The sequence below is a fragment of the Solilutibacter pythonis genome, assembly GCF_003697345.1.
Lineage (GTDB): Bacteria > Pseudomonadota > Gammaproteobacteria > Xanthomonadales > Xanthomonadaceae > Solilutibacter > Solilutibacter pythonis.
Genome location: NZ_RFLY01000020.1, coordinates 36,690 through 55,483 on the forward strand (window position 1 = coordinate 36,690; position 18,794 = coordinate 55,483).

Here is an 18,794-nt window from a genome sequence, read left to right on the forward strand (position 1 = left end):
CGCGAGGGCAAGCCCCGAGCGCCGGCGCCGCTACCCGGCCCCGCCCGGCGAACAACCAGCCACGGGGCAGGATCGAATCGCCGCTACCGGCAGTGCGGCTCGTCATCCGGCACATGCCGTCATCCGTCTGGCCGGTCATCCGGTGCACACCGAAGCGGGCGAATCCACCTTCAATCCGACATGCCCGCCAGGCGCCCTAGCCCGGCACTCGGCCGTACCCATCGATGACTGCCGCATCCGGCATTCACACCGCATTGAGATCGCTTGAATTCCTGGTGTATCACCAGGCCGCCCAATTCTTAGTCCACATGAAAAATGGATTCACCCTTGCGGAATTACTGCGAATATACGCACCGTAGCTATGTGCGCCCTTCCACAGATCGAAACACTCCAGCGCTTCGAGGCTCGATATGTGAACTGGTTCCTATGGCCTGTACTGGTTATGAACTACCTTTCCCCAAAATTTCAAGCATGCGCCACGCATGGCTCCCCACGATGACACGCAAAATCCAGAAAGCCTTGTTCATCGGCGCGCATCCCGATGATATAGAACTCGGCTGTGGCGGCACCATCGCGAAATTCATCGAGCGCGACATCGAGCCTTATTGCCTCGTCGCGACTCGCGGTGGCACGGCCGCCTTCGGCCACGACCGCGTGCAAGAAACCGCCACGGCTCTCAATACGTTGGGTGTGCCGATGGAAAATATCGTTCAGCACGATTTTCCCGATGCGCGGCTGGACAGCGTTCCGCTGTTCGAACTCATACGCTGCATCGAAAACACGGTCGCCTCCATCAAGCCCGATCGCGTCTATACGATGTTCCGCGAAGACCGGCACCAGGATCACCGCGCCGTTTTCCACGCCTCCGACGTGGCCTGCCGCAAGGTGCCCCAGATCCTCGTTTACGAAACGCCATCGGCCTATCCCAATTTCGTGCCGACCTTCTTCGAGGCGCTCAGCCCCGCGCAGATACAGCTCAAAAAAACCGCTCTGGCCGCACACGTCAGCCAGGGTGAACGCATCTACATGGATCACGAAGCCATCACGGCCGCATGCAAGTTCCGCGCGACGCAGGTCGGCCTGAATCAATGCGAGGGCTTCATCGCACACAAATTCATTTTCTAAAACGGCAACACCGCCCATACACATGAAAACAATCGCTTTCTTCATGATGGCCGCCATCGCCCTGGGCTATCTGCTGCTGGTCACGCTGCGGCGCAAGGCATCGGCCAACTTCCGCTCGGTGGACGCCATCATCCCGTGTTTCAACGAGGAGGCATGCATCGCCGATTCGCTGACCTACCTCATGCGCAACCCGTACTTCAACCGGGTGATCTGCGTGAACGACGGTTCCACCGACGGCACGGCCGCCGAGCTCGCCCGTCTCCAGCAGGAATACGGCGAGCGCCTGGTCGTTGTCAGCCAAACCAATACCGGCAAGGGCGGGGCGCTGATGAAAGGTCTCCAATACGTCACGACCGACCAGGTCTTCCTGACCGACGCCGACACCTATGTGCCACCGGACAAATCCATCGGCTTCCTGCTGGCCGAGATCGAGGCGGGCGCGGACGCGGCCGGCGGAATTCCATCTTCCAACCTGAGAAACGGCGCCGGCCTGTTGCCGCATATCCGCGCGTCGGTCAAGCTGCCGATGATCATCATCAAGCGCACCTTCCAACAGATGCTGGGCGGCGCGCCGTTCATCATCAGCGGCGCCTGCGGGATGTTCAAGACCGAAGTCCTCCGCAAATATCCGTTCTCCGACCGCACCAAGGTCGAAGACCTCGATCTGACCTGGCAACTGGTCGCGGCCGGCCACAAGGTCCGGCAAGCCAACCGCTGCATCGTTTACCCGCAGGAGTGCAATACCGTTACCGAAGAGTGGAAGCGCTGGCGCCGCTGGATCGTCGGTTATGCCGTCTGCATGCGCCTGTATCCGCGCCTGCTCATCACCCGATTCGGCCTGTTTTCCATCCTGCCCATGCTCGGCCTCGTCATGCTGGGCGTCGCCGTCTACGCCATCAACTGGGCCGACTCATTCTCGAACGAAGGCCCCATCGGGATTTTCCATTCGCTATTTCCACTCACCTGGGTTCTCGTCGTGATGGCCATCGGGATGTTTTGTGCCGTATTCCATCAACGGAAACGGCTGGTGTTCCTCGCACCGCTGGCTATCTGTTACGTGCTACTGGCGTACGCGATCTGGATCAGCCACGGCATCAAGGGCCTTTTCACGGGACGCGAGCCCGCCCGCGACAAACCGACGAGGTATCCCCATGTGGAGCGTTGAATTAAAAACGCGCACCGGCGAAGTTTCCACGCACCTGGGAGATGGCCCGAACCGGATCCACGCAGAGGTACATCCAACCGCCACCCTGGACGCGAGCCAGGGGCCGATCGCCATCGGACATGGAACGAAAGTCTGCGAAAACGCCGTCATCCGCGGCCCGGTGATCATCGGTGAGGGCTGCATCATCGGCACCAATACGGTCATCCGTGGCGCGACCTTCATCGGTGACAAGGTACTCATCGGTAATGGCGCGGAAGTCAAGAACGCCATCATCGAGGACGAGGCGAGCCTCGGCCCCTATTCCTACGTCGCCGATTCCATCATCAGGGAAGCCGTCTTTCTCGGCGCCCTGGTCCGCACCTCCAACTACCGACTCGACGACCGGAACATCGAAGTGATGAATGCCCTGGGCGAACGCGTCGATTCCGGGACCATGAAGCTTGGCGCTTGCATCGGCAAGCGCGCGAAGCTCGGTGTCGGCTGCATCGTCTTTCCCGGGCGGACGATCGCTGCCGATTCGCAGTTCGGGCCGGGAATCAACATCACCAAAAACCTGCCAACGGCGCGCTACAGCCTGCGGCAGGAACTCTCCACCTCCAACCTGTAGCCCCATCAATAGACTGAACGAAGGAAGCACGATGACCAAACGAACTCCCGCCCTGGCGCTTTCCGCTACGATTCTGGCGCTCGCGACCACCCACAGCATCGCTGCGGAACAGACTTTCTCCCTCAATGTCGAATACACCGACCTAGAGGCGCTGGGCGAACGTTCCGTCCTGTCCGCCGACTATGTCCTGAAGAAGGAAAAGAACACCTTCGTTTTCAACATTGCCGGGGGGGATCGCAGTTTCCCGCAAGGCACCGACGCCAAGGCCAGCAAGGCCGGCATCACGGTCTACACCAAGTGGAATGACGTCGTCACGACCCGCTTCGGCGGCTCCGTCGCCTCGGACAAGCCGGTGTTCGCCAAGCGCGACCTGTACGGCAACGTCGATCTCAACTTCATCCCGAACACTTCGCTCAGCTTCGGCGCCCGCGATACCCGATACTTCGGCAATGTCGGCGTGACCTCGTGGAATGCCGGCGCCACCTACTACTTCCCTCGCGGCTCGCTGATGTATCGCTTCACCCGTTACAAGACGGACATCACCGGCTCCAAGAACGGGCACACCGCCCGCCTGACCATCAAGGATGGGGCTTCCAGCAAGGGCAGGACCGAGTTGTGGCTGGGCAAGGGCAATCGCGCGTTCGCGTACGACTGGGCAACGGAATTCCTGGCCGGGTCGACGAAATCGGCCACCTTGCGCCGCGTGCAACCGGTCAGCGAGAACTTGGCGCTGAACGCGACGCTTGGCCGCACCTGGTACAAGATGCCGTTCACCCAATACACCGGAACCACGCTGGGTCTCGGCATCGAATACAACTGGTGAACCCCACCGGGAAATCGCACGGGAGGCTGATCGAAGCCTCCCGTCTTTTTACCACCCGTGTCGGCTTGAATGCCAATATTTCCGTGGGCGATCCGCCCGCCACCGCCGCGATGCCGCAGGCATGCCGCATCCGCTTCCTGCGTAGCCTTCTTATGCGGCGGCGCTGACCGCTGGCGGCTGAGCAATCGCGCGCGCTCGACACCGGTATCCGATCGACCTCCATGAGGGGGAAATGCGATCAACCCGGCCTCGCGCGAGCGGATGCCCGACATCCAGGCGAGCGCCTCCAACGGACCCGGTTCCCAATACGGTTCACGATCGGCCCGGCCATCCGGCGATCTTCGCCATGCTGCCGTGCAACAATAACGCCCCGCTCGTGGTCGCACCCGGCGCCCTTACCGACTCCCTCAAGGCATGCGCCGAACCCTATCCACCGTTTTCCGCAAGTTCGACCTGAACCTTGGTTATGCGGCCTTTCTCGCCGCATTCACATTGTTCAACCTGCTGGTCTTCCAGTGGCCGCTGTACCGCTACGCCATCGCCAACAGCGAGCCCGGATCGCTTCCCGGCCTTCTGAACCTGCTGACGCTGAGCGGCCTCCAGGTCGCGCTGATGGCGGTCTTCCTGACCCTGCTCTCCCTGCTTTCGATCCGGCTCACCAAGACCGCCTGCATCCTGATCCTGCTTGGAAACGCTCTCGCGCTGTATTTCATGACCACCTACGGCGTGCTCATCGACAAGGCGATGATGGGCAACGTGTTCAACACCGACCGCCGCGAGGCCGGGGAGCTTTTCAGCCCCGGGATCATCGGTTATCTGCTGGCGCTGGGCGTATTGCCCGCGCTCGTGGTGGCCAAGGCCGCCATCCGCGGCTCCACCCGCCTCAAACGGTTGGGGCTGCTGCTTGCGAGCGCGGTACTCGGTTGCGCGATGATCTATGCCAGCTCGTCCACCTGGCTGTGGTTCGACAAGCACGCCAAGCACCTCGGCGGGTTGATGCTGCCCTGGTCCTACATCGCCAATACGATCCGCCATTTCCAGGATTCGGCCTCCGCCAACCGGCCCCAGGCGCCATTGCCGCCCCTGCATTTCGAAGAAGCGCCACAGCCCGGGCGCAAGACCATCGTCGTGCTGGTGATCGGCGAATCCGCACGCGCGAAAAACTTCTCGCTTTACGGCTATGCCAAAGACACCAACCCGCAGTTGGCCAAGGCCGGCGTCGTGGCGCTCGGCAATACGGTTTCATGCAGCACCTACACCACCGCATCGCTGCGCTGCATGCTGTCGCATCTCGGCAGCAAGGCGCCGGCGCGCGTCACCCAGGAAATCCTGCCCAACTACCTGCAACGCCACGGCGTGGAGGTGATCTGGCGCAGCAACAACTGGGGCGAGCCGCCACTCAAGGTCGGTCTCTATCAACGCGCCGAGGACATACGCAAGACCTGCACCGGCACCGACTGCGCACGCCTGCGCTACGACGAAGCGCTGCTGTATGGGCTGAAGGAAAAACTCCAGGCATCGGACGCCTCGCGCATCTTCGTGGTATTGCACCAGGCCGGCAGCCATGGCCCGCAATATGCCGGGAAGTACCCGCGGGAATTCGAGCGTTTCACACCCGTATGCCGTTCGGTAAACGTAAGCAAGTGCCCGCCGGACACGCTCGTCAATGCCTACGACAACACCATCCTCTACACCGACCATTTCCTGGCCGAGACGATCCAACTGCTGCGAGCGGTCCCCGATAGCGTTTCGACCATGATCTACATGTCCGATCACGGCGAATCCCTGGGGGAGCGCGGCTTCTACCTGCACGGAACACCGAACACGCTAGCCCCCGATGAGCAACGCGCGATCCCCTTCCTGGTCTGGACATCTCCGGGCTTCAGCAAGACCCAAGCCTCGGCTGTCACAAAAGCGAAAAACTCTGGCCGTACTCAGGACGATATCTTTCACAGCGTGCTCGGCGCCTTCGATGCCCGCAGCGACATCTACAACCCCACATTCGACATATTCGCCCCCTGACCCCGCCCCCACATGACCCCCGCCTCCGACAAAAACCTCCCGCCAAACGACGACTTCCTGCCCACGAAACGTTCATCCAGCATACGGATGCTATGGCTGCTCAGCATCCTTGCACTCCTGACAAGCACGCTATATCCCAGCGACCTGGCCTGTTACGAGCTTCAAAAGGGCAGCTCCATCGCCCCCCAGGCCGCTTACGTCACCGAAAACTACGGGCGCTTCATCAACACCGCGTTGCAAATCGGCCTGCCCCTGGCCTATCGCGATGTGGCAGGCATCGTCCAACTCGCCAAGGTGGCCATCGCCACCACGCTCGCCACCCACGGCGCCAAGCGCCTTTTGAACGGCCTGACGATCCGCGACACCCGGCTGGGCCAGCGACCCAGCTCCCCCAACAGCCGGCACAACATGCCCTCGGGCCATTCGTCGATGGCCTCCAGCGGCTTCTACTTCGTCTGCCGCCGCTATGGCTGGATGCTGGCGATACTGACGCTCCCCATCATGCTGCTCACCATGCACGCGCGGGTGGCATTGGACATGCACACCATTTCCGCGGTGATTTCCGGCGCCCTGCTCGGCATCATGGTCACTGCGATCTTCACCACCAAGCGCGAAACCGACACCAAGAACGACGCGGCGGTATGAACCCTACCCTTGCCGCTAGGCCAACGCCGCCTGGATCAGCCGCTTCAACAACGGCCGCAGGCACTCGGCTTTTGCCTCGTTCCACTCGAAGCTGTCCTCGTCCATATAGCAGCGCTGGCTGATTTCCAGTTGCACGGCTTCGATGCCGCCATCCGGGCGGCCATAATGGCGGGTGATGTGGCCGCCCTTGAAACGGCCATTGGAAATGAAGCCGTAATCGCCCTGCCCGGCTAGCACGGTTTCGATCCGTGCCTGCGTTTCGGGCAGGCAACTGTTGCCCGAGGCGGTACCGAGGTTGAGGTCGGGCAACCGGCCCTCGAACAGAAATGGCAATTCGCCCCTGATCGAATGCGCCTCCCACAGCAATACCCGGCCATGCTCGGCATGCAGGCGTTCCAGCTCCCCGCGCAGGGCGTGGTGATAGGGCCGCCAGAAAGTTTCGACACGCGCCCGCACCTCATCCTCGTCAGGCTCGCGGCCAGGCAGATAGACCGGCTCGCCGGAAAAGCGCAGCAATGGGCAAAGGCCGGTGGTGTTCTGGCCGGGATAGAGCGAAACGTCGTCCTCGCCACGGTTCAGATCGATGACGTAACGCGAATGCTTCGGCACGATTATCGACGCACCCATTTCGCGGGCGAAGCGGTAAAGCCGTGCGATATGCCAATCGGTATCCGGCACGCGCCGCGCCGCGGGCGTGAGCCGCGCGGCGATCCCGGCGGGGACGCGGCTGCCATCGTGCGGCGCGCTGATAAGAAGCGGCAACGTGCCGCGATGCAGAGTGTGGGTCGGCGTGTCCATACGGGCCATTCTAGTGTGCGGCTTCATCTCGCCGCCGCCCGCATTCGCTATGCTTCGCGCACTGGACGCGCATTCCGCGCGTGGGGAGATTCCGCATGATCGTGTTCGCCATCGTGCTGCTGATATTGATCGTCGGCGGCTTTCTGTGGGCGATGGGCGTCTATAACGGCCTCGTCGCCGCCCGCAATGCTTTCCGCAACGCCTTCGCTCAGATCGACGTGCAATTGCAGCGCCGCTTCGACCTGATCCCCAACCTGGTGGAAACCGCCAAAGCCTACATGGGCCACGAACGCGAGACGCTGGAGGCCGTGGTGGCCGCGCGCGCCGCCGCGCAATCGGGGCTGGCCGCGGCCAAGGCCAATCCGGGCGACCCGCAGGCCATGGCGCAACTGGCCGCCGCGCAGAACCAGTTGAACACCGGCCTGGGCCGTCTGCTGGCGGTGGCCGAGGCCTACCCCGACCTCAAAGCCAACCAGAACATGATGCAGCTCACCGAGGAGCTGACCAGCACCGAGAACAAGATCGCGTTCGCCCGGCAGGCGTACAACGACGCGGTGATGGCCTACAACAACCGCCGCGAGATGTTTCCGGCCGGCCTGATCGCCGGCAGCCTCGGCTTCACCCCGGCAACGCTGCTGGAAATCGCCGAGGAAAAACGCGAGCAGGTGCGCGAAGCGCCGAAGGTGCAATTCTGAGGCGGTCGTCCGGCGGCGGTTCGCAACGATGAACTTTTTCGAGCGTCAGGCCGAGGCGAAGCGTCGCTCCACGCGTCTGCTGGCGCTGTTCGCGCTGGCGGTGATCTGCATCGTGGCGGCGGTGGATGTCGCCATCGCCATCGCCTTCAGTTCCGATCCGGCGTTGATCGCCGCCGCCAGCCTCGTCACGTTGACGGTGATCGCCGCCGGTTCGATGTTCCGCATCGCCTCGCTGTCCGATGGCGGCGAAGCCATCGCCCGGCAGTTGGGCGGCGTGGAAGTGCCCGCCAACACCACCGATTTCCACCTACGCCGCTTGCGCAACGTGGTGGAGGAAATCGCGATTGCCTCCGGAGTGCCGGTGCCCCGGCTGTTCGTACTGGAGCAGGAGGACGCAATCAACGCCTTCGCCGCCGGCTATTCGCCCAGCGACGCCGCCGTGGCCGTCACCCGCGGCGCGCTCGCCCGGCTGAGCCGCGACGAATTGCAGGGGGTGATCGCGCATGAGTTCAGCCACATCCTCAACGGCGACATGCGGCTCAACATCCGTCTGATCGGCGTGCTGTTCGGCATCCTGATGATCGGCCTGGCCGGCCGCAAGATCCTGGAGGGTGGCCGCGTGCGCGGCAAGGGTGCGGGCGCGGTACTGGTCGCCGCGCTTGGGCTGATGCTGATCGGCTACGCCGGGCTGTTCTTCGGGCGGATGATCAAGGCCGGGGTGAGCCGTTCGCGCGAGATGCTGGCCGATGCCTCGGCGGTGCAATTCACCCGCCAGTCTTCGGGCCTGGCCGGGGCGCTGAAGAAAATCGCCGGCGTCGGCGAAGGCGCCCGGCTCAGCCACCGCGACGACGCCGAGGAGGTCAGCCACATGCTGTTTGGCGATGGCGTCGGCTTCAGCGGCCTGTTCGCCACCCATCCGCCGCTCCTGGAACGCATCCGCGCGTTGGAACCCGGTTTCGATGCGCGCCAACTGGACGAGCTGCGCGCGAAATGGCTGTCCGCGCCACCGGATGGCCTGGCCGAGGATCGCCTGCTCGGTCTGGCCGGTGACGGCCCACCACCACTGCCCTCGCCGGCGCGCGAGCTCGCCGTCGATCCGACACAGGTGGTGGAGCAAGTCGCGCAACCAGCCAGCGACGACTATCTCGCCGCCGAACGCATCGCCACCACGTTGCCCGACGCACTACGACAACTGGCCGGCGAACAGGCGGGCGCGATGCCCTTGCTGCTCGGCCTACTGCTTTCGGACGATGCCGGCATCGCCGAGGCGCAACGCCGGGAGATCGCCGCCCGCCTTGACGATGCCGTGGCCGAATCCGCCACTGCGCTCGCGCGTGGCCGACTGGCAACGCTACACCCGATGCTGCGCCTGCCGCTGGCGGCCCTGGCCTTCCCCGCCCTGCGTCGACGGCCGCGGCCGGCGCTCGATGCCTTCATCGAAACCTGCCAGGCGGTCTCGCACGTCGATGGCCAAGTGTCCCTGTTCGAATACTGCCTGGCGCGGATGCTGCAAGTGCAAGTGGGTGATGCCCTGTCACCGGCGCGACACGCAGGCTTCGGTCTGCGTAAGCTGTCCACGGTCAAGACCGAGGCGTCCACCCTGCTTACCGTGCTGGCCCAGCTCGGCCACGGCGATGCCGAGCACGCACGCCGCGCCTACAACGCCGGCATCGCCCTGCTGTACCCCCATCAGGCGCTGCCGTGGCAAGCGCGACGCGGAGGCGTGCAGGCACTCGATATGGTGTGGACGCCGCTCGACAGCCTGGACCCGCTGGCCAAGCAAGCCTTGCTGGAGGCGATCACCGCCACCATCAGCCACGACGGCCGGGTGACGGTGGCCGAGTCGGAACTGCTGCGCACGGTCTGCGCGATCCTGCACTGCCCGCTACCGCCGATCCTGCACGCCTGAGCCGGCTAGCGCGCCTTGCAGGTATCGATGCCGAACAAGTGATAGAGCGGGCAGAAATGGATGATCGCGGTGAGTATCGGTACGATCCCGATCAGTCCGAAATACTTCTGCGGCGCTGGCAGGACAAACAACAGGCTCAACACCACCAGACCGATAACGATGCGGATGATGCGATCGACGGAACCGACGTTGGCTTGCATGGCGGGAATTCCATTGGAAGACACCGCAAGTATCGCGCACCACGCCCCCTTCACCCAGTGGGGACGCGCGCGACCACGTCGCCGGGTCGCCGCCGCGCGGTCTTTTTCGGCAATCAGATCAACACCACTTCCTCGGCGCTGGTCGGGTGGATCGCCAGCGTATCGCGCAAGTCGGACAGCTTCATGCCCATCCGCATCGCCACCGCGAAGCCTTGCAGGATTTCGTCGCAACCTTCGCCGATCAGGTGCAAGCCGACCACCCTGTCCTCCGGCCCGGCGCAAATCAGCTTGAACAGGCTCTGCGTCGGGCAGTCGGCCAGTGCGCTGAGCATCGGGCGGAAATCGGCGCGCAGGATACGCAGGTCTCCGCCATGGCGTTCGCGCGCTTCGGCCTCGCTCAGGCCAAGCTTGGCGATTGGCGGGTGCGAGAACACCACCGTCGGCACTTCGTCGAAACATGCGCGCGCCTCCGGCTGGCTGCCGAACAGGCGATCCATCAGCCGGCGCGAGGCGGCGATGGCGTAGGGCGTCAGCGCCGGCTGCGCAGTGACGTCGCCGGTCGCGTAGACACCGGGAACGCAGGTGTTCTGGAAGGCGTCGATTTCGATCTGACCACGCGCGTTGCAGCGCACGCTCGCCGCCTCCAGGCCGATGCCACGGCTGTTCGGCCCGCGCCCGGTGGCAAACAGCACCCGATCGAAGCCGCCGTGCGCGCCCTCGCCGACCACCAGCGCGGTGCGGCCATCCGCCTCGCGCCGCAACGCCGATACCTCGGTATCGAAGTGCCAGCGCACGCCCGCCTGGGCCATGTCCTCGGCCAGCCGCGCGGCCACCTCGGCATCGAAACTGGTCAACAAGGACGATTGCCGCACGAACACCTCGACCTGGCTGCCCAGCGCCTGCAACACGCCCGCCAGTTCCACCGCGATGTAACCACCGCCGATCAGCGCCACCCGCGCGGGCGCCTCGGTCAGGGCGAAGAAATCATCGGAGACGCCGCCCAGCTCGGCCCCGGGAATCTCCGGCTTCAACGGATGCCCGCCGGTGGCGACCAACAGATGACGGGCGCGCCAGCGCAGGTCGCCGCAGCGCACCTCGCCAGGCATACCGGTCAGTTCGCCCCGATACGGCAGAAGCGCCACGCCCTCCCGCGCCAACCGGGCACGGTAGGCGGCATGGATGTTCTCGATGTAGCGAGCGCGATGCAGGATCAATTCGCGCCAATCCAGCGGCGCGGAGGCCGGCAGATCGAAGCCGAGCTGCCGCGCCTGCCCGATCTTGTGGGCGACGTCCGCCGCCAACCACATCGCTTTCTTCGGCACGCACCCCAGATTGACGCAGGTGCCTCCCAGCGGGCCCGGCTCCAGCAAGGCCACCCTGGCCCCGTGCCCGGCGGCGCGAAAGGCACCGGCCAGCCCCCCGCTGCCACCGCCGATCACGATGAGATCGAACTCGTTTCCAACATCACTCATACGAAGCGCTCCGGTGAAAAAGGGGTGGGATCGATGGCCGGCTCGGCGCCCGTCAACAGGTCGGCCAGCAACTGGCCGCTGCCGGCGCTCATGCCCATGCCCATCATGCCGTGGCCGGTCACCAGCCAACTGGAACGGCGGCCGGGGATGCGACCGATCAATGGCACATCGTCCAGCGACATCGGCCGCCAGCCGAACCAGCGCTCGCGCGCCACCGGGCCGAGCGGTTGCCGCAAGTATTCGGCGGCGCCACGTTCCAGCGCGGCGAGGCGGCGCGGATTGAGGCTGTCGTCGTAGCCGGAGAACTCCATCGTGCTGCCCAGCCGGTAGCCACTGCCCCAGGCGGTGACGCAAACCAGACGTTCGCGCAGCACCAGCGGCCGCTTCGGCGCCAGCGCCGGCGCATCGTAAGTGATCGAGTAACCCTTCCCGGGCTGGATGATCCCACGCAGCCAGCGCGCACCGACGATACCGGCCAGCAGCGGCGACCATGCGCCGGCCGCGAGGACGAGCTGGCCCGCCCGGCGCTCACCCCGCGAGGTCGCCAGCACCACGCCGGCCTGCTCCTCGCGCATGGCTTGCAAGGCGCAATGCTCGATGATGTCGACACCGCAACCACGCGCGGCGCGCGCCAGCTCTCGCACATACGCATCGGGGCGGAACATGGCATCGCCGGCGAAACGGATCGCCCCGGCCACGCCCGGCTTCATCGCCGGCTCCTCGCGCTCGTAGGCCGCGCCATCGATGAGTTGCACCTCGACGCCCAGCTCGCGCAGCAACTGAAATTCACGCTCTTCGTGACGCAACGCGCGCTCATCGCGGAACACGTAATCCTCGCCGCTTTCGACGAATTCGCAAGCCAGTCCGTGCGCCTCGATCCACGTCTGGACGCGATGGCGGGAATCGACCAGCAACGCGTGCTTCGCGCGCGCGCTGCGACGCCAATCGACTTCGTTGCAACGCAGGGAAAAACGCAGCAGCCAGCGCCAGAGGTGCGCGTCGAACCGCGGATGCACGTACAACGGCGCGTCCGGGGTCAGCATCCAGCCCAGCGCCCTCATCACCGTGCCCGGCGCGGCCAGCGGCGGCGCGTGGCTGGGTGTCAGCGTCCCGCAGTTGCCGTGCGAAGCCCCGCCCCCGACGCGCCCGGCATCGATCACCGTCACACTGCGCCCGGCCCTGGCCAGGGCCAACGCCGAAGAGAGGCCGATGGCCCCGGCACCGACGACGACGACATCCGTTTGCTCACTCATGGCGACAGTTTAGAACCTGCGCCCAGGACGGCAACGACCAAGGCAACGCATGGGCCGCCCCTTCGCCCCGGAACGGCGTGCCGCGCATCCAATGCGGCCCCCGACCCCACGTCCGGCAATATTGGCTACGGCAAAATCAACAAACGACGCAAACCACGCCCCCCGACGGTACGCGCGCACCGCCAAGGGGTTTGGCTCAGGCCAATTTAGAACTGGTAATCCACGCTCACGCCATAGGTCCGTGGCGCGCCTGGCGTATTGAAGCCATCCACACCGCCGTGAGCGGATGCGTAATAACGCTTGTCGAACAGGTTTTCAACGCGGAAGCGTACCTTCCACGGGCCGTTGGCGTAGCGCACGTGCGCATCGAAGCGGGTGTAGGCCGGCAATACCGATGCGTTGGTCGGAGCGGCATATCGCAGGCCGACGTGCTGAGCCAGACCGCCCACGCGCCAACCACCACCGAGATCGTACTCGGCGAACAAGGACGCACTGTCGCGCGGCGTCAGTGCCGGCACCTTGCCCTGCAACGGGATGCGCTGGCTACCGTACGCCACCACGTTGTTCGAACGGGTAATTTCCGCATTCAAATATGCGTAGCCCGCATACGGATCAAGCCGCCGCTCCAGCAACGAGGCCGCCAATCCCAGTTCGACACCGCGCGTGCGCTGCGTGCCGACGTTGATCTGCCGGCGCGGATCGGTGGGGTCGGTGGTCCTTCCCTCATGGCTTTAGCAAGTGACAACCATTCGTACTTGAGGGTCAGGCTCGACCGGTACCTTTTGCCGAGCGGCATCGGAATCCTGGGAAGCGTCGGACTAGTGCCAGAGATCGCTCGTTGCGATGGAATTTCCGTTCAGCATGAAGGGTTTTGGGATCAGGTCTTCCGGGCGAGCGGGAGCTGAAGCGGGCAACGCGTAGGAGACATCCGACAGGCGCAGGCGCACGGGCTTGGTGCCTTCTATCTCCAGAGTGACGGACAAGCCGTCCTCGCGGGTGGCATAGGCATCCAGCGTCCAATCGTCCTTGCGCGAGTCGGTAAGGGGGTAGCCTCCGAGCGACGAGCTCAGCACCGCGGCACCTTCGACGGCGAGCATCAGTCGCGGAGCTCGTCGACGCGACGCGATCCGCAATTGGATCGATCGACGGTTGGCAGCCAACCGCTCGTTGATGACCTTGATGGTGGGAGGCGGCAATTGCGCGGGGGCTGAAGCCGTCCAGAACATTGCGGAATCGGGTCCGAAAATTTCCGGCACGGCGCGCCACTGGCGCTGGATACCCATGAACTGGCGTGTCCAGTGGTCAAGTTCGGGGTCCATGGAGAGCCAGTAAGCTTTATCGCGATATTGGCCGTAGATAAGGCTGTTCTGGATCGGATTCGAGGGGCTGTGGGTGGAACTCAGCGAACCACCCGTCAACGAGAGGATGATCAATACGACGGTAGTCCGGTGCCCTACCTTGCGCGCCGCGATGGTCGGTACCAGTGGGGTAAGCAGGCCCAGGAGCAGCACGAAGGAAACCACCGCCGAGAATGACCGCGCAGGCGTCAGAGCCACGAAGAGCAACCACGTCAGCGGTATCCACAATACGACGCCTGGAATCGCGGCCAAGGCCATCGACAGGTGTGTATCCAACTCGCCACCGCGCGTCATTCTCAGCAGCAATACGAGCAGCATCGAGACGAGCGGCCACACCAGCGTATAGCTGGCGCCCGGTAGCCATATCGCACTCGCGACCATCAGGACTACCCAGACCGCCAGTACGCCGAACAGAAACTCCAAGCGGGTTATCCAGCGCGAGAGCGACTGCACGGCACCCACGAGGACAGCCGTGGCAATGATCAGGAAAGTCAGCAGATACCAATGGCTATTGTAGGTGTCGCCTTGCAGCAGCGTCGCATGTCCAGGATGAAGTTGCAGTACGCTCCACCATCCGAGTTGCGCCATAGCAGCGCCTGCGACCAGTACACCCACGAAGGCCAACGCAGCCCATGTAGCTCTGGAAATACGCACGGCACCCCGCCGAACCACGAGGACAAAGACCACAACGAACAGAAGCGCGGTCAACGCGCACAGTACCGGGTTCCAAGATAAGGCGTACGACACCATGCCGATTACCGGGACATCGAAGAAGGTTCGATCGTCTCCCTGTAGACCATCGAGATCGGCGTTGCCGAAGTGCTGTGTCAACCCAAGCATGGTCTCGCCCAGGTGTTGCAGACTGTTCTCGTCCAGCAGGTCGAAGCGGTCCAAGGTTGTGTGATAACTCGTGTGCCCCTCAGCCACAGCGATATTCAGCCCCGGTACCCCTGCCTGCTTGAAGAGAGTGAAGTCGGTGTCGTTCGGCATGAGCCGATAGAGCTCATATAGCAACGAACTGCCTTTCGGATCGGGTACGGCGGTGGCGTAAGCACTGACGACGCGATCATTGCCATCCCCCGTCTCGAACAGCATGGCGGGCCCACGATTGCCGCGAAACTCGAAGTTCAGGGCCACGCCAACTTCGCGTGCCCAGGCGTGTTTGGCCACGAAAGCGTACGCCCCCAGCAAACCCACTTCCTCGCCATCGGTCAGCACCACGACAATATCGTTCTTCAATGTGCTGTGGCCCTTGATGATCCGCAACACTTCCAGCACGGCGGCAACCGAGGCGCCATTGTCTGCGGCGCCGGGACCTGTAGTCACCGAGTCGTAATGCGCCATGAGCAGCACGGCCTTGCCAGGAACCCGGCCCGGCAAACGCACGACTACGTTATGCACGATGCCTGCCGTGGCCCCCCAGGGATCGGGTCGGACGACGAACTCGCTCTGCACATGCGGTTGTAGCCCCAGCGTCCGAAGCATCTCCACGAGATAACCACGCACGCGCGCGTTCTCGACACTGCCGATGGGATGTGGCGCTCGTGCAATCTCTGGCAAATACGTTTTGGCCCGCACTGCCGAGAACGTACTTGGGCCATCATCGCGTGGCGCGGGTGGGCGCAGGCTCGCCAGTGACGCGATGGCGCTCAGCACGACCAGAAGGAAGGCGAGAACACGCGGCAGAAAAGGCTTCGCTGCGGACAAAGCAATGGACAAGGCGGGAACTCAGGCCGTGAGTTCTTGCGGAAGCGTGGCGGGAAGTTGCACTCCCGGTTCCCGCCAATCGACCAAGCGCCCGCTGTCGAGCTTCAACACGCGGTCGGCGAGATGGAAATAACGATCGTCGTGGCTTACCGCGACGATGGTCTTGCCGCTGCTACGCAGTTCGGGAAGCAGGTGGTGGTAGAAGAAGTCGCGGAAAGCGGGATCCTGATCGGCAGCCCACTCGTCGAGCAGCAGGATTGGCCGCTGCTCGGCCCATGCCAACAGAAGCGCCAGACGCTTGCGCTGTCCCTGTGAAAGCCGGACGTCCGACAGCTTGCCTCGATCGATCGATACCTTGTGCTCCAGTTGCAAGGTCGTCAGCAACGTATCACCCAGCTCTTCGTCCGCATGTTTTCCATCGTGTCCAAGCACGCTGCGAAACAGGTAAAAGTCGGAAAAAACACTGGCGAACATGGTGCGCAAAGCTGGCCGCCGCGTGTCATCGATCTCGATCTCGTCGATGCACACCCGCCCCTGTTGCGGTCGATACAGTCCCGACAACAAGCGCATCAAGGTCGTCTTGCCACTGCCATTGCCACCCACGACGAACAACAGCTCGCCACGGCGCACTTGCAAATCGATCGGCCCGACGGCAAAGCCCGGCTCGTCGGCAGAGGCCCCGCGATAGCGATATTCGACGCCCTCCAGGCGCAGTTGCGTCCACTGCCGCGGCAGCAATTCGGGCAACCGATCGAAATCTTCGTGGTATTCGGCCAGTTGCAGACTTTCGACCTTGGCCAGCGCCACGCTGCCGGAAATCAGGCTCGGGATGGCGCCAACGAGCCCAGTCAACGGCGCTCGCAGGAACATCAGGGTGAATGCGAACGTGGAAACGATGCCAGCGGACGCCCAGTTCAAGTAATCCGCCAGGAACAGGGCGACGCCGATCGTCGTCAGCAGCATCGTGTTTACCCAGTTCTGGTTGAGGCCGTTGAACACGTCCGTGAGGATTTCACGGTCACGGCTGCGGCGCGCATCGATTTCAAACTCCTGCTCGTACACGTGTCGGGCACGGTCGCGATTGAGAGCCAGCTCTTTACGGCCTTCGACGACGGCCTGATAGTGGCGGTACAGCTCATCCTCCAATTCGCGCGCCAGTTCCGCTTCGCGCCGGGTCCGTGCCATTAACAGACCGCCGCCCGCGACCGCGAGCATCAGCAACGCCGCCGTGGCGACGAACAGACGCGGCGACAACCAGGCCAGGTAGCCGAAACCGCCTAGCGTCAACGTCAGGCCATAAACCACCGAGGGCAGGCTGGCGAATGCCAGGGTGATCTTGTTGATGTCACCGCTGAGCGTGGCCAGGATGCGCGGAAGTCCGAGGTCTTCCAGCCGCTCGATACCGGTGTCCAGCACACGCTTGACCATGGTCTGGCGCAGCCGGTAGACCACCTTGTGGCCCAGCGTGGACATTACGATCTGTGCCAGGCTTCCCACCACGAACGTCGCCAGCAACAAACCGCCAAAGCGGCCCAGATCCGCCAGATCGAGTGCCGGCGCCGCCAATAGACGTTCGTTGATCATGGCCATGACGGCGATGCCGAGCGCCGCGCTGGCAATGCTCAACAACATTGCAGTGGCGATAAAGAAGCGGTGCCTTGCGTACAACAGGCGGATCAGCGACATGCGGTGCTCCCCAAGGGTAGAGCCTGCGCGATGGCGGATGCGACGCCCTCGGCGAGCGCGGGCGATTGCATGATCGAATAGTGATCGCCCGACACCGGGTAGCGCGTGACCGTGGCATGCGCCTCCCAGGCGTCCTGGGTGCCGCCAAACAGCGCGATGGTGTCGGTGGCTTGCCAATGCACCACCGGAGCGGTCAGTGTGCGTGGCTGGTAGCCCGTCATCACCTCATCCCAAGCGCGGAACAGCCGCAGTTGCAGCAGATGCCGTTCTGCATCCACAGCCGCCTCACCCGCCAGTGCAACGTAATGTGCGGCGAGCACGGCCTGCCGCGTGGCTTCATCGCCTGCCTGCACCAACTCGGCATCGAGCACGGCGAGCCGTTCGGGCTGGGCGTATAGGTCTTCGCGTTGCGGCGGTTCGAGATAGGCGAAGTATTCGGGCAACCAGACGAGTCCATGCAGCGCCGGATGCTCGACACGTTCCTTCTCACGCCAGCCGAAGCAATCGATCAACCCGAGCAGCGCGACGCGTTCGCCGGCTTGCTCCAGCCGCTCGGCCAGTGCGTAGGCCAAGGTGCCGCCCAGCGACCAGCCCAGCAACAGATACGGTCCGTTTGGTTGTTCGGCACGGATCAGGGCGAGGTAGTCGTCGAGCAGTGCCTCGCGGGATTCCGGGCGCCAGTCGTTGTCGATCAGCATGCGCGAGTTCACGCCCAACGCGCCGATATTGAGGCGTTCCAGCGCTGGGCCATAGGCCTGCGTGTGCCCACCGCCGGGATGCAGACAGAACAGGGAGACTGGCCCGATGCCCATGCGCAGACGCACCAGCGTATTGGCCGAACCCGCGCGATGGCGTAGGAACTCGCTCATGCGCGCGATCGTGGAATGCTGGAACAGCATGGCGAGTGGCAAGTCTTGCCCTTGCAAGCGACGCAGCCGACTCAGCAGCGAAGTCGCGAGCAGCGAGTGGCCGCCCAACTCGAAGAAGTCGTCGTCGATACCGAAGTCGCTTCTGCCCAGCACCTGCCGCCAGGCATCCATCAGTTGCCATTCCAGCGCGCACCGCGGCTTACGGCCTGCGTCGGTGTGCTGTTCGGGCTTCGGCAGCGCCTTTCGATCGAGCTTGCCGTTGACCGTGAGCGGCAACGCCGCCAGCAACACGATCTGCCGCGGCAGCATGTAGTCGGGCAGTTGGGTGCGCAGTTGCTCACGCAGTTGCTCGGCATCCAGCGCAACACCGGCCTCCGCCACCGCATACCCCAACAAACACGCGCCCTCGCCCCGACCCTCCAACACCACCGCCGCATCCGCGACGCCCGCCAACGCGGCC

The 18,794-nt window shown here is 63.9% G+C and carries 16 protein-coding genes and 1 pseudogene; 9 read left to right on the plus strand and 8 right to left on the minus strand.

Translation table 11 applies throughout. From position 1 onward, the window contains the following. The first annotated feature begins 495 nt into the window (after positions 1-495). The 7 genes from EBB59_RS11930 to lpxE all read left to right on the plus strand — a co-directional run bounded on the left by EBB59_RS11930 (position 496) and on the right by lpxE (position 6,387). Entirely contained in the window at positions 496-1,125 is a 630-nt protein-coding gene (locus tag EBB59_RS11930) for a PIG-L deacetylase family protein (protein WP_158601797.1), read from the plus strand. A 43-nt stretch (positions 1,126-1,168) separates the two neighbouring features. Beyond that, positions 1,169-2,290 (plus strand): glycosyltransferase family 2 protein, encoded by a 1,122-nt coding sequence (locus EBB59_RS11935; RefSeq protein WP_211327743.1) that lies wholly within the window; start codon positions 1,169-1,171, stop codon positions 2,288-2,290. Then, positions 2,277-2,897 (plus strand): LbetaH domain-containing protein, encoded by a 621-nt coding sequence (locus EBB59_RS11940; protein WP_122102376.1) that lies wholly within the window; start codon positions 2,277-2,279, stop codon positions 2,895-2,897. The genes EBB59_RS11935 and EBB59_RS11940 overlap by 14 nt, the downstream gene beginning before the upstream one ends. Positions 2,898-2,928: 31 nt before the next feature. Next, on the plus strand, positions 2,929-3,720 hold the full coding sequence (locus EBB59_RS11945; protein WP_122102377.1) for a YaiO family outer membrane beta-barrel protein: 792 nt from the start codon (positions 2,929-2,931) through the stop codon (positions 3,718-3,720). Further along, positions 3,717-3,887, plus strand: coding sequence for a hypothetical protein (locus EBB59_RS13905; protein ID WP_158601798.1), 171 nt, complete (start codon positions 3,717-3,719; stop codon positions 3,885-3,887). The genes EBB59_RS11945 and EBB59_RS13905 overlap by 4 nt, the downstream gene beginning before the upstream one ends. 247 nt (positions 3,888-4,134) lie before the next feature. Then, complete coding sequence (gene eptA, locus EBB59_RS11950; RefSeq protein WP_122102378.1) at positions 4,135-5,742, plus strand: phosphoethanolamine--lipid A transferase EptA; 1,608 nt, start codon at positions 4,135-4,137, stop codon at positions 5,740-5,742. Positions 5,743-5,754: 12 nt separating this feature from the next. Further along, positions 5,755-6,387, plus strand: coding sequence for a lipid A 1-phosphatase LpxE (gene lpxE / locus EBB59_RS11955; RefSeq protein ID WP_122102379.1), 633 nt, complete (start codon positions 5,755-5,757; stop codon positions 6,385-6,387). A gap of 15 nt (positions 6,388-6,402) precedes the next feature. Here lpxE and hutG read toward each other — a convergent pair whose 3' ends face one another. Continuing rightward, the gene (gene hutG, locus EBB59_RS11960) at positions 6,403-7,185 is read right to left on the minus strand and encodes an N-formylglutamate deformylase (protein WP_122102380.1); all 783 of its coding nucleotides are present in this window, start codon (positions 7,183-7,185) and stop codon (positions 6,403-6,405) included. 101 nt (positions 7,186-7,286) lie between these two features. On the opposite strand from hutG, the gene EBB59_RS11965 reads away from it, so the two are divergent. Both EBB59_RS11965 and EBB59_RS11970 read left to right on the plus strand, forming a co-directional pair. After that, positions 7,287-7,880, plus strand: coding sequence for a LemA family protein (locus EBB59_RS11965; RefSeq protein WP_211327744.1), 594 nt, complete (start codon positions 7,287-7,289; stop codon positions 7,878-7,880). 28 nt (positions 7,881-7,908) lie between these two features. Beyond that, positions 7,909-9,789, plus strand: a complete 1,881-nt coding sequence (locus tag EBB59_RS11970; protein ID WP_122102382.1) for a M48 family metallopeptidase — start codon at positions 7,909-7,911, stop codon at positions 9,787-9,789. Positions 9,790-9,794: 5 nt separating this feature from the next. Here EBB59_RS11970 and EBB59_RS11975 read toward each other — a convergent pair whose 3' ends face one another. The 7 genes and pseudogenes from EBB59_RS11975 to EBB59_RS12005 all read right to left on the minus strand — a co-directional run. After that, positions 9,795-9,989, minus strand: a complete 195-nt coding sequence (locus EBB59_RS11975; protein WP_122102383.1) for a YgaP family membrane protein — start codon at positions 9,987-9,989, stop codon at positions 9,795-9,797. 113 nt (positions 9,990-10,102) lie between these two features. After that, a complete protein-coding gene (gene gorA / locus EBB59_RS11980) occupies positions 10,103-11,461 on the minus strand; it encodes a glutathione-disulfide reductase (RefSeq protein WP_122102384.1) in 1,359 nt (452 codons plus the stop codon). Continuing rightward, complete coding sequence (locus EBB59_RS11985) at positions 11,458-12,714, minus strand: NAD(P)/FAD-dependent oxidoreductase (RefSeq protein WP_122102385.1); 1,257 nt, start codon at positions 12,712-12,714, stop codon at positions 11,458-11,460. Before EBB59_RS11985 ends, gorA begins: the two co-directional genes overlap by 4 nt. A gap of 206 nt (positions 12,715-12,920) precedes the next feature. Beyond that, positions 12,921-13,415, minus strand: a pseudogene (locus tag EBB59_RS11990) (TonB-dependent receptor domain-containing protein); the annotation flags it as partial. 117 nt (positions 13,416-13,532) lie between these two features. Continuing rightward, positions 13,533-15,791, minus strand: coding sequence for a M20/M25/M40 family metallo-hydrolase (locus tag EBB59_RS11995; RefSeq protein WP_147455581.1), 2,259 nt, complete (start codon positions 15,789-15,791; stop codon positions 13,533-13,535). A gap of 9 nt (positions 15,792-15,800) precedes the next feature. Next, a complete protein-coding gene (locus EBB59_RS12000) occupies positions 15,801-17,465 on the minus strand; it encodes a multidrug ABC transporter permease/ATP-binding protein (protein ID WP_122102388.1) in 1,665 nt (554 codons plus the stop codon). Beyond that, positions 17,456-18,794: thioesterase domain-containing protein (locus EBB59_RS12005; protein WP_245979300.1), on the minus strand; the 1,339-nt coding region annotated here is incomplete at its 5' end. The genes EBB59_RS12000 and EBB59_RS12005, both read right to left, overlap by 10 nt.

Coding starts and splice junctions, on each gene's coding strand:
- EBB59_RS11930 (WP_158601797.1), top strand. CDS start 496: ATGACACGCAAAATCCAGAAAGCCTTGTTCATCGGCGCGCATCCCGAT.
- EBB59_RS11935 (WP_211327743.1), top strand. CDS start 1,169: ATGATGGCCGCCATCGCCCTGGGCTATCTGCTGCTGGTCACGCTGCGG.
- EBB59_RS11940 (WP_122102376.1), top strand. CDS start 2,277: ATGTGGAGCGTTGAATTAAAAACGCGCACCGGCGAAGTTTCCACGCAC.
- EBB59_RS11945 (WP_122102377.1), top strand. CDS start 2,929: ATGACCAAACGAACTCCCGCCCTGGCGCTTTCCGCTACGATTCTGGCG.
- eptA (WP_122102378.1), top strand. CDS start 4,135: ATGCGCCGAACCCTATCCACCGTTTTCCGCAAGTTCGACCTGAACCTT.
- lpxE (WP_122102379.1), top strand. CDS start 5,755: ATGACCCCCGCCTCCGACAAAAACCTCCCGCCAAACGACGACTTCCTG.
- hutG (WP_122102380.1), bottom strand. CDS start 7,185: ATGGACACGCCGACCCACACTCTGCATCGCGGCACGTTGCCGCTTCTT.
- EBB59_RS11970 (WP_122102382.1), top strand. CDS start 7,909: ATGAACTTTTTCGAGCGTCAGGCCGAGGCGAAGCGTCGCTCCACGCGT.
- EBB59_RS11975 (WP_122102383.1), bottom strand. CDS start 9,989: ATGCAAGCCAACGTCGGTTCCGTCGATCGCATCATCCGCATCGTTATC.
- gorA (WP_122102384.1), bottom strand. CDS start 11,461: ATGAGTGATGTTGGAAACGAGTTCGATCTCATCGTGATCGGCGGTGGC.
- EBB59_RS11985 (WP_122102385.1), bottom strand. CDS start 12,714: ATGAGTGAGCAAACGGATGTCGTCGTCGTCGGTGCCGGGGCCATCGGC.
- EBB59_RS12000 (WP_122102388.1), bottom strand. CDS start 17,465: ATGTCGCTGATCCGCCTGTTGTACGCAAGGCACCGCTTCTTTATCGCC.